Consider the following 12753-nt stretch of genomic DNA (forward strand, 5'->3'; position numbering starts at 1 on the left):
GCATCGACCTGCATGAATGCCGCACCGATGATCGCTCGGGTCCCCTATCGCGTCTCCACTGCAAATGCTAGTAATGGGCGGTTATGCCCGGAACCCGGCCCGAGGGCCCATCCCCCGCACGGGCCGGCCTGCGCCGGTTCGCCGCCCTGGCGAACTTCGGGCGGCTGCCGCCGGTCATGCGGCTGCTCGTGGCCACGCAGCTGGCGTTCAACGTCGGCTTCTACATGGTGCTGCCGTACCTGGCGACCCACCTCGCCGAGGACCTCGCGCTCGCGGGCGGCGTCGTCGGGCTGGTGCTCGGGCTGCGGACGTTCAGCCAGCAGGGCCTGTTCGTGGTGGGCGGGGCACTCGCCGATCGGTGGGGCGCGAAACCGGTCGTCCTGGCGGGCTGCGTGCTGCGCGTCGCGGGGTTCGTGCTCCTCGGTCTCGCGACGGCGCTGCCGGGCGTGCTGGCCGGGGCGCTGCTCACCGGGTTCGCGGCCGCCCTGTTCTCGCCGGCCGTCGAGTCGTCGCTGGCCCGCGAGGCCGGGGCGCAGGAGGAGGTCGGCGGGGTCGCGCGGGCGGACGTCTTCGCGATGTTCGCCGTCAGCGGCCAGATCGGCTCGGTGCTCGGGCCGCTGCTCGGCACCGCGCTCCTGCTCGTCGACTTCCGGCTGGCCTGCCTGGTCGCAGCCGGCGCGTTCGTGCTGATCCTGGCCGCGCACGCCGCGTGGCTGCCGCGCCGGCCCGCCCCGCACGCGGGCGAGCCGATCCTCGCCGGGTGGGCGGAGGTGCTGGCCAACCGGCGCTTCCTCGCGTTCGCGGCGGGCTACTCCGGCTACCTGCTCTGCTACAACCAGCTCTACCTGGCCCTGCCCGCCGAGCTCACCCGCGCGACCGGCGGCCGGGCGGCGCTGGGCTGGCTGTTCGTGCTGGCGTCGGTGATGGTGATCGTCGGGCAGCTGCCGGTCACGCGCTGGGCGCGGCGGCGCGGCGGGCTGCGGCCGCTGGTGCTCGGATTCGTGCTGATGGCGGCGGCCTTCGCGGTCGTGGCGGTGGCGATCGCCGCACTGCCCCCGGCGCTCTGGCCCGCGGTCGCGTTCGTCGTGCTGCTCACCGCGGGGCAGATGCTCGCCGTGCCGGTCGCGCAGGACCTCGTGCCCCGGCTGGCCGGGGAGCGCCGGCTCGGCGCCTACTTCGGCGTGCTGTCCTCGGCGGGCGGGCTCGCGGTGCTGGTCGGCAGCACCGCGGCCGGCGCCCTGCTCGACCCGGCCGTCGCCCCGCCCGTCGTCGCGTGGGTGGTGCTGGCCGCGGTGCCGCTGCTCAGCGCGCTGGTGATCGGCCGGCTCGCGCGGCGCGGCGCCCTCGACTGATCACCGGTAACCGGTCGTGTCGGCCGGCTTGCCCGCGTCCTGCACCTCCACGACGTAGCGCCAGGCGTCCGGCCGGGAACCGTCGAGGTCGTCGACGCCGTAGACCTGCGCGAGCTCGCCGCTCGACGTCGATCGTCCGGTCCAGCGCACCCGGTCCGGGTCCGCCGCCAGCGCGGCGATCCCGCGGCCCACGAACCGCGGCGTCTCCGAGATCGCGAAGTGCGGCACGGTGGTCAGCGCGTCCCGCCAGGTGTCCTCGGTGACGCCGAAGTGGTCCAGCATCGCCTCCGACCGCAACCAGCCGGGGGTCACGGCGACCGCGGTGCCGCCGTGCTCGCGCAGCTCGTGCGCCCAGCTGCGCGCCAGCCGGATCGGCGCGACCTTGGCCAGGTCGTAGTAGACGGTCAGCCGGTAGTTCTCGGCGTTGTACTCCGCGGTGCCGTCGGTGATCTCGACGACGAGCCCGCCCGGCTCGCGGACGAGCAGCGGGAAGGCGTACCGCGCCGTCACGATGTGGGTGTCGATCGCGAGGCGCAGCAGGTGCAGGCCGTCGTCGAGGGAGTGCTCCCACACCGGGCGGAACCACTCGGTCAGCGGGTCGCCGCCGAAGATGTCGTTGACCACCACGTCGAGCCGGCCCTGCTCGGCGTCGATCCGGGCGCACAGCGCCTCCACCTGCGCCGGGTCCAGATGGTCGACCACGGCCGGGACCACCCGCCCGGGCAACCCCGCCGCCAGCTCCGCGGTCTGCTCGATCGTCTCCGCACGGCCGTACTCCGACGGCCTCCCGGTCGTGCTCCGCCCGGTCGCGTAGACCGTCGCGCCCGCCGCCGCGAGCTCCAGCGCGATCCCCCGCCCCGCGCCCCGGGTCGCCCCCGCGACCAGCGCGACCCTGCCCCGCAGTGCTGCCATCTCCTCCGCCATGCGCCCCACGCTTCCGTGGATCCCTGACAGGTGCGGTCAGGAACCACCGCGAACCCAGCCGCAGCGGGCGGCCCCTCGCAGGTCGAGCCGGGCGCCGTCCGGCTGCCTACGCCGCCCCGCCGCCGCTCTGGTCGTCGACGGACGAGGGGAAGGCCAGCCGGACCGTGGTGCCGCGGGCGGAATGCAGGACGGTGACCTCCGCGAGCGTCGTGGCCACCCGGAGGGCGTCGGCGGCGGGTGGGTCGCACAGCCCCATGTCGACCCGGATGCGGACGCCGTCGGTGCGGGAGCACCACCGGACCCGTACGGACCGCGCGCCCAGGTCCAGGGCGTGCGCGACGACCTCGTCCACCGCGATCGTCAGCCGCGCCTGCCGGTCGACGGCGTAGCCGCGGTCCCTGGCGAGGCGCCCCAGGTCGTGTCGCAGGCCGGCGAGCTCGAGCACCCCCGCGACCTCGACGTCCAGCGCGGGTGGCACGCGGCCACCCGCACGATGCCGCACCAGCTGCATCCCGCACCAGTCCTTCCCGCCGTCCGGATCGACGTCCACGTCGCCGCCCGGATCGTCGCTCCGCATGCCCCCGGCAGGGCCGGCCAAACCCCGGGCCGGTGAGCACGGGAAACCTCTGCGTGGCCGGTTTGGCCCGCCCGGCCCCGGGCACCCGCCCCGCACTCCCGGCGCTTCCGCGCGGCGGGCCCGCCGGCAGGCAGCGGCGGCAGCGGGCGGCCGTGTCCCGTCCTCCCCTCCGGCCACGCCGGATCCACCCCCTTCCGCGGAGGAGGCTGCGCGCACGGTGGACGCCCCCAGCGACTACGCCCGGCTCCTGCCGGCGCTCGCGGAGTACGCCGCGCTGCCGGGCGACGACCCGCGGCGGCCGGGCCTGCGGTCCACGCTGATCCTCGCCTTCCTGCCGGTCGTGCAGCACCTCGCGCGGCGCTACGGCGACGACGCCGCCCGGGAGGACCTGACGCAGGCGGGCGTGATCGGGCTGATCCACGCGATCGACCACTGGGATCCCGACGCGGCGCGCGGCGACGCGCTCGGGTACGTCGTGCCCTGCGTGCGCGGGGAGATCCTGCGGCACCTGCGGGACCGCACGTGGTCGGTACGGGTGTCGCGGCCGGTGAAGGAGCTGGTCGTGACGCTCGACAAGGCCGTCGGCCCGCTCACCCAGCGGCTGGGGCGGGCGCCGCGGCCGAGCGAGCTCGCCGAGCACCTGGGGGTCCGCGTCGACGACGTGATCGACGCGATCGCCGTCCGGGCCGAGCGGCGCAGCGCCAGCCTCGACGCGTCGATCGAGCCCGGCGAGCCGCCGCTCGGCGAGCGGCTCGGGGACGCCGACCCCGCGATGGACGACGTGGAGTTCCGCCGCAGCGTGTGGCCGCTGCTGGCCGGGCTGCCCGAGCGGGAGCGGCGGATCGTGCTGCTGCGCTTCTTCGGCAACAAGACCCAGTCCGAGATCGGCGAGATGGTCGGCCTCTCGCAGATGCACGTCTCGCGCCTGCTCGCCCGCGCCCTCGCCACCCTGCGCCGCGGTCTGATGTCGTGACGGGCCGCGCTACGGAGCGGCGGCCCGGGCGGCGATCTCGTCGGCCCGGGCGCTCGCGGCGGCGACACCCCCGATGGCCCAGTTCTCCGGCGCGACCTCGACGATCCGGCCGCGCACCCGCCGTCGCTCCACCCCGAGCACGTCGACGACCAGGTCGGTCAGGCGCGCGAGCAGCTCCTCGCGCTGCGCCGCCGGCCTGCCCGCGAGCACGATCGCGGTGAAGTAGGGCGCGGCCGGCGCTCCCTCGGCCACGATCTCGCCGCCCACGGCCGCGGCCTCCGCGTCGTACTCGACCACGAACACGCGCACCCTCTCGATCGGCGAGTCCAGTACCTCGGCGTAGATCCGGCTCGCCTCGACCAGCAGCCTCCGTCGCCGGGCGGGGTCGACGCCCGCCCGCACGACATGGAAGTGAGCGACGGGCATGCGACCTCCTCCGCGTGACGACGACACCGATCCTCACGCCCGCCGCCCCGCCGGGTCGACCCCGCCGTTCGCCGGTGGGGAAGGGCCGGCGCCCCACAGCCCGTTCACAGCCCGCACACCGTCGCCGCCCACGAACGCCCCGGACGCTGGTCCTCGACCGATGCCGAAGGAGCACCGTGAGCAACGACCTGTCCTCCAGCGGGTCCCGCTGGGAACCCTTCTCCTCCCCGCGCCCCGTCCTCGCCCACCCCGACGGGCCGATCACGCCCGACGACCACAGCGAGAACCGGGCGCCGCACCCCGTCTACGACATCACCTCGACGGCCACGCACGCCGTCGCCGGGCCATCCGGCCGAAAGGGCGTGCGCCGGACCGTCGTGCTGGTGGCCGCCGCCGCCGGCCTCGTGCTCGCCGGCGGGGCCGGCGGGTACGCGATCGGGCACGCCACCGGCGGGACCCCCGCGGCCGGGATCGACGGCGGGACAAGTGGTCTCGGCGGGTTCGGCGGGGAGCGTCATCGCCTCGGCGGGCAGGCCCCGGGCGACGGCCAGGGCCTCGGCACGCCGGGCGACGGGGCCCTCCCGCAGGGCGGCACCGGAACCGGCGGCACCGGGACCGGCGCCGGAACCGGGTCAGGGTCCGGCTCGAGTACCGGAACCACCGGAACCACCACCGGGCTCTCCGCGTGAGCGTCACGCTCGACCCGCCCGTCCCCCGGCACGGCTCGCGCATCGACACCCGCCCGGCCCGCACCGACGCCGCCGTCCGCTACCTCGCCGGCACCCTGGTCGCGGCGAGCCTCGTGGTCGTCACGTACCTCTGGGTCGCGGGCGGCGGGATCCAGGACCTCGCGTCCTGGGCCGACGGCCTGACCTCGCTCGGCCGGTGGACGGGGTTGCTCGCCTCGGACCTCCTGCTGGTCCAGGTCCTGCTGATGGCCCGCATCCCGCCGCTGGAGCGCGCCGTCGGCCAGGACCGGCTCGCCCGCGTCCACCGGTTCGCCGGGTTCGGCTCGTTCACGCTGATGCTCGTCCACCTGGCGCTGATCACGTGGGGCTACGCCGGCGGCCGGCTCACCGCGGTCCCCGGCACCTTCTGGACGCTCACCGTCGACTACCCCGGCATGCTGCTGGCGCTGGCCGGCACCGTCTGCCTGGTTCTCGTCGTGGTGACGAGTGTGCGCGCCGCCCGCAGCCGGCTCCGCCACGAGTCCTGGCACCTGCTGCACCTCTACGCCTACCTCGGTGTCGGGCTCGCACTGCCGCACCAGCTGTGGACCGGGCAGGAGTTCCTGTCCTCGACGGCCGCGACCGTCTACTGGTGGACCCTGTGGGCCGCGGCCGCCGCGGCGGTCCTGGTCTGGCGGGTCGGCCTGCCCCTCGTCCGCTCGCTGCGCCACGACCTGCGGGTCACCTCGGTGGTCCCCGAGGCCGCGGACGTCGTGTCCGTCTACCTGACCGGCCGGCACATGGACCGCCTCCCGGTCGCGGCCGGGCAGTTCCTGAGCTGGCGTTTCCTCACCGGTCCCGGCTGGTCCCGCACGCACCCGTACTCGCTCTCGGCCGCCCCCGACGGCCGCAGCCTGCGCATCACCGTCAAGGACCTGGGCGACGGCAGCCGGCTCACCCGCAGCCTGCGCCCCGGAACCCGCGTGCTGGTCGAGGGCCCCTACGGCCGGCTCACCGCCCGCCCGCGCACCCGCGACCGGGTCGCGCTGATCGGCGCCGGCGTGGGGATCACCCCGCTGCGGGCGCTGGCCGAGGGTCTGCCCTACGCCCCCGGCGACGCGGTGCTGCTCCAGCGCGGCGCGCCGCTGTTCGCCGCCGAGTTCGACGTCCTCGCCCGCGAGCGCGGCCTGCAGGTGCACCGGCTCCCCGGACCGCGCCGCGCGCCGGACTCCTGGCTCGGCGACGGGGTCGGCCCCGGCGACGACCGGGCCGTCCTGCTCGGCCTGATCCCCGACGTCGCCCAGCGGGACGTCTACCTCTGCGGCCCCGAGGCCTGGTCCGCCTCCGTGCGCCGCACCCTGGCCGCCGCCGGGGTGCCGGCGAGCCGCATCCACGTCGAGACCTTCGGATGGTGACCGCGTGCGCCGCATCCTGACCTGGTTCCTGAGCACGGTCGCCGTGGTCGCGCTGCTGTTCGGCTACAAGACCTCGACCGGCGCCTCCGCCACCCCCACCTCGGACCCGTCGCCGCCGCACCGGGCACGGGCTCGAACACCGGCAGCACCGGCAGCCCCGGCAGCACCGGCAGCACCGGCACCTCGGGCAGCACCGGAACCACCACGTACACCGGTTCCGTCGCCCAAACCCGGTTGGGACCCGTGCAGGTCACGATCACCGTGGCCGACCGGAGGATCACCGACGTCGCCGTGCCGCAGTACCCGGACGGCAACGGCAAGGACCAGCAGATCAACGCGTCCGCCCTGCCCGTGCTGACGAAGGAGACGATCAGCGCGCAGAACGCCGACATCGACATGGTCAGCGGCGCGACCGTGACCTCGCAGGGTTATCTCGAGTCCCTGCAGAGCGCCCTCGACCAGGCGGGCCTCGCGTGACGGCGCCCGTCGCACCCCGCCCGGCGCGGTACGTCGAGCACGTCATGGGGCTGCCGGTCAGCCTCGCCCTGCGCGGCCGGCACACCACCGACGCCCACGCCCGCGCCGCCTGGGCCGAGGCCTTCGCCGTGCTGCGCGAGGCGGACCGCGTCTTCAGCACCTTCCGGGCCGACTCGGTGGTGTCCCGGCTGGATCGGGGCGAGCTCGACGAGTCCGACTGCCCGCCCGAGCTGCACGAGGTCCTGGCGATCGGCGAGGCCGCCCGCCGCGACTCCGACGGCGCGTTCGACGTCCGGCGCGACGGGCGCCTGGACCCGTCCGGCGTGGTCAAGGGCTGGGCCGTGGAGCGGGCGGCCGCGCCGCTGCGCGCGCTGCCGGACACCGACTTCTGCCTCTCCGCGGGCGGCGATCTGACCTGCCGCACCCTCCATCCCGACGACGCCCCGTGGCGGATCGGCGTCGAGGATCCCCGCGACGCCCGGCGGCTGGTCGCGGTGGTGCCCGTCCGGACCGGGGCCGTCGCCACCTCGGGTGCGGCCCACCGCGGCGCCCACGTGGTCGACGCGCGGACCGGGCTGCCGCCCGCCGGCCTCGGCTCGGTCACCGTGATCGCGCCCTCGCTCACGGAGGCCGACGTCGACGCCACCGCCGCCTACGCCCTCGGGCCCGACGCGGCGCGCTGGCTCACCGCACGCGGCCGGACGGGGCTGGTGGTCGGGGACGACGGCGTCACGACGGTCGTGGGGTAGTCACTCCTCCCGGGCCCCGGCCTCGAGCCGGGCCGCGATGTCCCGGCGCTCCCGCTGCCGGTGGCCGTAGGCGACCAGCCGCACCGTGGCGTCGTCCTCCAGCCCGGACCCGACCGCCCCGGCGACGACGCCCATGATCGTCGCGAGGACCACGATCGGCACGTAGTCGGCGAGCCCGGCAGGATGCCCGAGCACCTGGCTCAGGTACGACGCCGGAATGATCACCGCCGCGACGATCGAGTTGAGCACGAGCAGGGCCAGCGAGAACAGGCCCGTCCCGGTCGCCAACGTGAGGACCGTGCCCAGGTTGAGCAGCCGATCCAGGCCGAGCTCGGGGTCCCCGCGCTCCCACAGCCGGTGGCCGACGATCAGCCAGGCCACGAACACCGCGATCGAGCCGACGAACGCGAGCCCGAGCCGCCACGGTTCGAGCGCGGCGGCGAGCGTCCAGAGGTTGGAGTAGAGCAGCCCGAAGGCCGATCCGGCGGCAGCCCCGGCGAGGGCCGTGCCGAGCCCGACGGCCAGCCGCCACGGCCGGTTGGTGCGCACCATGCCGGCGAGCAGCCGCAGCGAGCCGCGCCGGGTCAGCACGGTCTCGTCGGAGTCGTCCGCGTCGTCGCCGAGCGCGTCCGGATCGGTCAGCAGGGCCGCGCGCCGGGTCGGCCGGCGGGCCGCCGCCGCCGCGTCGATCCCGAGCAGCCGCCCCACCAGCTCGACGACGGCGTCGCGGACCCGCGGGAGCAGCCGCACCCCGCCGAGGGCGGGCACGGACACGACCGCGACCCGGTCCCGCTCCCCCACCTGCGCGACGACCGGGACGCCGCTGGACCTGGCCGGCACGTCGGTGAGGCACACCGCGACGTCCCAGCGGGTCCGGCGGACCCGCTCGCGCGCCCGGTCCAGGGCACGTTCGCCGCGGTCGTTGGCCTCGAAGGGCTCGACGACGGTCTCGACCTCCCAGGTCCGCGGCGCGTCCAGCCGCGCGGCCAGGACCTGCGGCAGGCCCTCGGCGAGCCGGGTGGCCAGCTCGCCGGGCAGGTTCGGGTCGGCGAGCAGGCCGACGACGGTGACGGTCTCGGTATCGGTCTCGGTCTCGCCGTCCGCGGCCGCGTGGCCGACGGGCTCGGGGATCAGCTCGTCCGGCATACGCGAGGACTACCCACCGCACCCCGCGTCCCACCCGGGCGGGTGAGTCGGACCTCAGCGCTCACCCGATGTCGACGAGCACCTTCCCCGTCGTGCCGGACTCGACGGCCTCGTGGGCGGCGGCGATGTCGTCGAACCCGAAGCGGTGCACCGGCAGCGGGCTCAGCGCCCCCTCCGACACCGCGACCGTGATCTCGCGCGCGGCCGTGCCGAGGTCCTCGCGCGGCACGGCGTAGAGCAGCACGAACCGCAGCACGGCGTTGGCGGTCATGAGCCGTCGGACCGGGATCGTGGGGTCCTGGGGCGTGGCGGCGTAGGTGACGATCGTGCCGCCGTTGGCCAGCAGCGCCAGGTCGAGGTCGAGGTTCGCCCCGAACGCGACCTCGACGATCCGGTCGACCTGCGGGACCAGTGCGCGGATCTGCTGCTCCGCGTCGGGCTCGCGGTAGTTCACCACCAGGTCGGCGCCGGCCCGCGCGGCCAGCTCCGCCTTCTCCGGGCCCGACACGGTGGTGACGACCGTGGCCCCGGCCCAGGTCCCGAGCTCCACCGCGTAGTGGCCGACGGCGCCCGCACCGCCCGCGACCAGCACGTTCGACTTGCCCGGGGAGCCGCCGGTGAACAGGCAGTGGTACGCCGTCATGGCCGGGACGCCGAGGCAGGCGCCCAGCTCGTCCGACGCCGACTCCGGCAGCGGGACGGCCTGCTCCTGCGGGACCACGCAGTACTCGGCCGCGGTGCCCCACTCGGCGACCGGCGCGGGACCCGGCCCGCCGGGCGAGGCGAGCCAGAGCCACACCCGCTGGCCGACGCGCACCGGGTCGACGCCCTCGCCCACGGCGTCGATCTCGCCGACGCCGTCCTGGTGCGGCACGCGGACGCCCTGGAACGGCCGGGCCGTCGTGCCGTCCCGGGTCTTGACGTCCGTCGGGTTGACCGCCGACACCCGCACCCGGACGCGGACCTGCCCCGGCCCGGGCTGGGGGGTGTCGACCTCGCCGACGGTCAGGACCTCGCGCGCGGGTCCGGTGTGGTCGTAGAACGCAGCCCTCATACCGACAGGCCTACCCCCCGGACGGCGCGAGCACCACGGCGCAGCCGAGGGACGTCAGCGCGCCGGGCCCGGCCCGGCCACCTCCGTGACGCGCTCGCCGGGCAGGACCGCGTGCACCGCGTCGTCGCTCTCGACCAGCACCGCGCCGAGGTCCCGCAGCACCGCGACCGCGGCCACGTTGTCGGCGGTGGTCGCGGCGACCACCGGCCGGCCCCCGGCCCGCGCGACCAGCTCGCGGACGGCGGCGTGGCCGATCCCCCGCCCGCGGGCGCCGCGGGCCAGCCAGAGCCCGACCTCCAGGCCGTCGGCCACCGGCTCGAGCCGGCCCGCCCCCACCACCGTGTCGCCCTCGAGGATCACCCAGGTCCGCTCCACCGGCGCGACCGCGCCGACCGACCGGCTGCGGTGGAAGGTCAGGAAGGCGGCACGGGCCGCGTCGCTCCAGCCCTCGGCACCGGCGACCGGGGGCATGACCTCGGCCGGCTCGGCTCCCGCGACGGCGGCGTCGAGCAGGGCGACGAGCAGCGGCTCGTCGAGGGGACGAAGGGTGACGAACACGGCCCCGAGTCTGGGGGGCGGGGCGGTCCGCGGTCGACCGAATTCGCGGTGAACGAACCGGATCGGGCCCCCGGGCCGGCGACGACGACGGCGGACCGTGAGCGCGACCACGGGTGGGCGTCTTGCTCCCGGGTCCGGCTCGCCCGTATGGTCCAACTCAGACAGCGACCGGTGGCGCACGCTCGGTGATCGACGCTGCCGCACGCCCCGCACGCCCCGAACGCGACGGCCGTCCGCGGAGGTCCGGAGTGCTCCACCACGCCCACCGGTACGGCCCGCGCCGTCCGGTGCCGTGTGGGCGGACCGCCCGGACGGCGGCGGTCACGCTCACGGCCCTGGTCACCGCGATCGGCGGGCACGCGCTCGGCGGCGGCGACCTGCCCACGCCCGCCGGGGTCCTCCTCGCGGTGCTCGCCCTGGCCGGTCCGGGATGGTGGCTCGCGCGGGACGAGCGCGGGTGGGAACGGCTCGCCGCGGCCCAGCTCGCCGCGCAGCTCGGGGTGCACCTCCTGTTCGAGGCGACCGCCGGCCCGTCGGTCGGCGGGCACGCCCACGGTCACGACGACGGCCTCGGTCCCGGGATCGTGCTCGTCGCCCACCTCGCCTCCGCCGCGGTCGCGGCGGCGTGGCTGCGCTGCGGCGAGCGCCGCGCCATCGAGCTGTCCCGCCGCGCCCTCGCGGCGCTGTTCGCCCTGGTCACCGCCCTGGTCGGACGGATTCTCCCGCGTCCTGCCGGACCAGTCGTCCGGCGCCCCGCCCCGGTCGCGCCCCGTGTCCGGGGTGTGCGGCTGCGCCACGCGATCGTCCATCGCGGCCCACCGCTCGCCCCCTGAACCGGCCGCCCGTCCTCCGCGGTCGACCACCCACACGGATCCGTCGCCGACGGGAGTCGCGGCGCCGCGCGGCGCATCGGCCCGGGCCGGATCCGCTGTCCTCCCCGCCGTCGTCCCACCTCCCCGGGACCCGGCGGTGCCCCCGCGCCCCCACGCGCCCTCCCACCCGGAGACCCCGATGTCGCTCGTGTCCGAACCCACCCCCGAGGGAACCGCCTCCCCACCGATCGCACCGCCCGCACCGCCGCACCTCCGGCGCTCGGCCTGGAAGGGCCTGGCGCTGCGGATGCACTTCTACGCCGGGCTCTTCGTGGGCCCGTTCATCCTGGTCGCGGCCGTGACCGGGGTGCTCTACGCGCTGCTCCCGCAGCTGGAGTCGTGGATCTACGACGAGCACCTGCACGTTCCCGCCACCTCCCGGGAGCTGCCGCTCGCCGACCAGGTCGCGGCGGCGCTGGCCACGAACCCGGCCGGCACGCTCGACGCCGTCCGCCCCGCCCCGAACCCCGGCGACACCACCCGCGTGCTGTTCACGCAGGAGGGCCTCGGCGAGTCCGAGCGCTGGACCGTCTTCGTCGACCCCGGCACCGCGGAGGTCCGGGGCGAGCTGGTCACCTACGGCACCAGCGGCGTCCTCCCGCTCCGGATGACCCTCGACCAGCTGCACCGCAACCTGCTGCTCGGCGAGCCGGGCCGGCTCTACTCCGAGCTCGCGGCCTCGTGGTTGTGGGTGGTCGCGCTCGGCGGGCTGGTGCTGTGGATCGCCCGCTGGCGCGCCCGGCGGATCCGGCGCGCGGCCGACCTGGTGCGGCCGGAGCGCGGGGTGAAGGGCCGACGCCGGCTGCTCGGCCGGCACGGCGCGCTCGGCGTGTGGCTGCTGCTCGGCATGCTGTTCCTCTCCGCGACCGGGTTGACCTGGTCGACCTACGCGGGCGCCGGGATCAGCGACATCCGGGCGCAGGTCGGCTGGAGCACGCCCGCGCTCGACACCGGGGGCGGCGACCACGCCGGTCACGGCGGCGGTGCCCCGGGTGCGCCGGTCCCCGTCCGCCCGGGACAGTTCGACAGCGTGCTCACGGCAGCCCGCGGCGCCGGCATCGACGCGCGCCAGGTCGAGGTCGGCGTGCCCGCGGAGGCGGGCGGGCCCTGGACCGTCACCGAGGTGAAGCGCAGCTGGCCCACCCAGGTCGACTCGATCGCGATCGACGCCGGCACCGGCACGGTCGTCGACGAGGTGCGGTTCGCCAACTACCCGTTCATGGCGAAGCTGGCCCGCTGGGGCATCGACGCCCACATGGGCGCGCTCTTCGGCGTGGCCAACCAGGTCGTGCTCGTCGCGTTCGGGATCGGGCTGGTCACGGTGATCCTGCTGGGCTACCGCATGTGGTGGGTCCGGCGGCCCGACGCCGGCCGCCCGGCCCCGCTCGTCGGGCGCGGGCAGTTCCGGGAGCTGAGCCAGCCCGTCGGCTTCGCCGTCGTGCTGGCGGCGGTGGCGATCGGCTGGCTGGCCCCGCTGTTCGGTCTCAGCCTGCTCGCGTTCCTGCTGGTCGACGCCTGGCGGGGGTACCGCGCCGCGCAGCGGGAGGCCGCGGCAGGCTGAC

14 protein-coding genes are annotated in these 12753 nt (G+C 76.3%); 8 read left to right on the forward strand and 6 right to left on the reverse strand.

Annotated features, from left to right (window positions below):
* Positions 1-83 precede the first annotated feature (83 nt).
* Positions 84-1352 carry an MFS transporter gene (locus tag PKE99_RS32105; RefSeq protein WP_081924642.1) on the forward strand — a complete coding sequence of 423 codons (1269 nt, stop codon included), beginning with the start codon at positions 84-86 and terminating at the stop codon, positions 1350-1352.
* On the opposite strand, the gene PKE99_RS32110 is transcribed toward PKE99_RS32105, so the two are convergent.
* Both PKE99_RS32110 and PKE99_RS32115 read right to left on the reverse strand, forming a co-directional pair.
* On the reverse strand, positions 1353-2276 hold the full coding sequence (locus PKE99_RS32110) for an SDR family oxidoreductase (RefSeq protein ID WP_081924643.1): 924 nt from the start codon (positions 2274-2276) through the stop codon (positions 1353-1355).
* Positions 2277-2382: 106 nt separating this feature from the next.
* Positions 2383-2853: an ATP-binding protein gene (locus PKE99_RS32115; protein ID WP_037052090.1), complete on the reverse strand. Its 471-nt coding sequence runs from the start codon at positions 2851-2853 to the stop codon at positions 2383-2385.
* Between the two features lie 217 nt (positions 2854-3070).
* Here PKE99_RS32115 and PKE99_RS32120 point away from each other — a divergent pair, with 217 nt between their 5' ends.
* Positions 3071-3826 carry a sigma-70 family RNA polymerase sigma factor gene (locus tag PKE99_RS32120; RefSeq protein WP_037052091.1) on the forward strand — a complete coding sequence of 252 codons (756 nt, stop codon included), beginning with the start codon at positions 3071-3073 and terminating at the stop codon, positions 3824-3826.
* A 9-nt stretch (positions 3827-3835) separates the two neighbouring features.
* Here PKE99_RS32120 and PKE99_RS32125 read toward each other — a convergent pair whose 3' ends face one another.
* The gene (locus tag PKE99_RS32125) at positions 3836-4252 is read right to left on the reverse strand and encodes a tautomerase family protein (protein ID WP_037052092.1); all 417 of its coding nucleotides are present in this window, start codon (positions 4250-4252) and stop codon (positions 3836-3838) included.
* A gap of 176 nt (positions 4253-4428) precedes the next feature.
* Between PKE99_RS32125 and PKE99_RS32130 the strand changes: the two genes are divergently transcribed.
* The 4 genes from PKE99_RS32130 (at position 4429) to PKE99_RS32145 (ending at position 7561) form a co-directional block, all read left to right on the forward strand.
* Positions 4429-4941: a hypothetical protein gene (locus tag PKE99_RS32130; RefSeq protein WP_037052094.1), complete on the forward strand. Its 513-nt coding sequence runs from the start codon at positions 4429-4431 to the stop codon at positions 4939-4941.
* Positions 4938-6335, forward strand: a complete 1398-nt coding sequence (locus PKE99_RS32135; protein WP_156068036.1) for a ferredoxin reductase family protein — start codon at positions 4938-4940, stop codon at positions 6333-6335. The genes PKE99_RS32130 and PKE99_RS32135 overlap by 4 nt, the downstream gene beginning before the upstream one ends.
* Before the next feature lie 243 nt (positions 6336-6578).
* The gene (locus tag PKE99_RS32140; RefSeq protein WP_231498396.1) at positions 6579-6812 is read left to right on the forward strand and encodes an FMN-binding protein; all 234 of its coding nucleotides are present in this window, start codon (positions 6579-6581) and stop codon (positions 6810-6812) included.
* Positions 6809-7561, forward strand: a complete 753-nt coding sequence (locus PKE99_RS32145) for an FAD:protein FMN transferase (protein ID WP_037052095.1) — start codon at positions 6809-6811, stop codon at positions 7559-7561. Before PKE99_RS32140 ends, PKE99_RS32145 begins: the two co-directional genes overlap by 4 nt.
* Here the strand turns inward: PKE99_RS32145 and PKE99_RS32150 are convergent, their stop codons facing one another.
* The 3 genes from PKE99_RS32150 to PKE99_RS32160 form a co-directional block, all read right to left on the reverse strand.
* Entirely contained in the window at positions 7562-8707 is a 1146-nt protein-coding gene (locus PKE99_RS32150) for a hypothetical protein (protein ID WP_051738132.1), read from the reverse strand.
* Positions 8708-8768: 61 nt separating this feature from the next.
* On the reverse strand, positions 8769-9761 hold the full coding sequence (locus PKE99_RS32155) for an NADPH:quinone reductase (protein ID WP_037052097.1): 993 nt from the start codon (positions 9759-9761) through the stop codon (positions 8769-8771).
* A 54-nt stretch (positions 9762-9815) separates the two neighbouring features.
* The gene (locus PKE99_RS32160) at positions 9816-10319 is read right to left on the reverse strand and encodes a GNAT family N-acetyltransferase (RefSeq protein ID WP_037052100.1); all 504 of its coding nucleotides are present in this window, start codon (positions 10317-10319) and stop codon (positions 9816-9818) included.
* Between the two features lie 248 nt (positions 10320-10567).
* Here PKE99_RS32160 and PKE99_RS32165 point away from each other — a divergent pair, with 248 nt between their 5' ends.
* Positions 10568-11152 (forward strand): hypothetical protein, encoded by a 585-nt coding sequence (locus tag PKE99_RS32165; protein ID WP_051738133.1) that lies wholly within the window; start codon positions 10568-10570, stop codon positions 11150-11152.
* Positions 11153-11330: 178 nt separating this feature from the next.
* Positions 11331-12752, forward strand: a complete 1422-nt coding sequence (locus PKE99_RS32170) for a PepSY-associated TM helix domain-containing protein (RefSeq protein ID WP_081924646.1) — start codon at positions 11331-11333, stop codon at positions 12750-12752.
* Position 12753: the final 1 nt, after the last annotated feature.

It is taken from the genome of Pseudonocardia halophobica (assembly GCF_027922425.1).
Taxonomy (GTDB): domain Bacteria; phylum Actinomycetota; class Actinomycetes; order Mycobacteriales; family Pseudonocardiaceae; genus Pseudonocardia; species Pseudonocardia halophobica.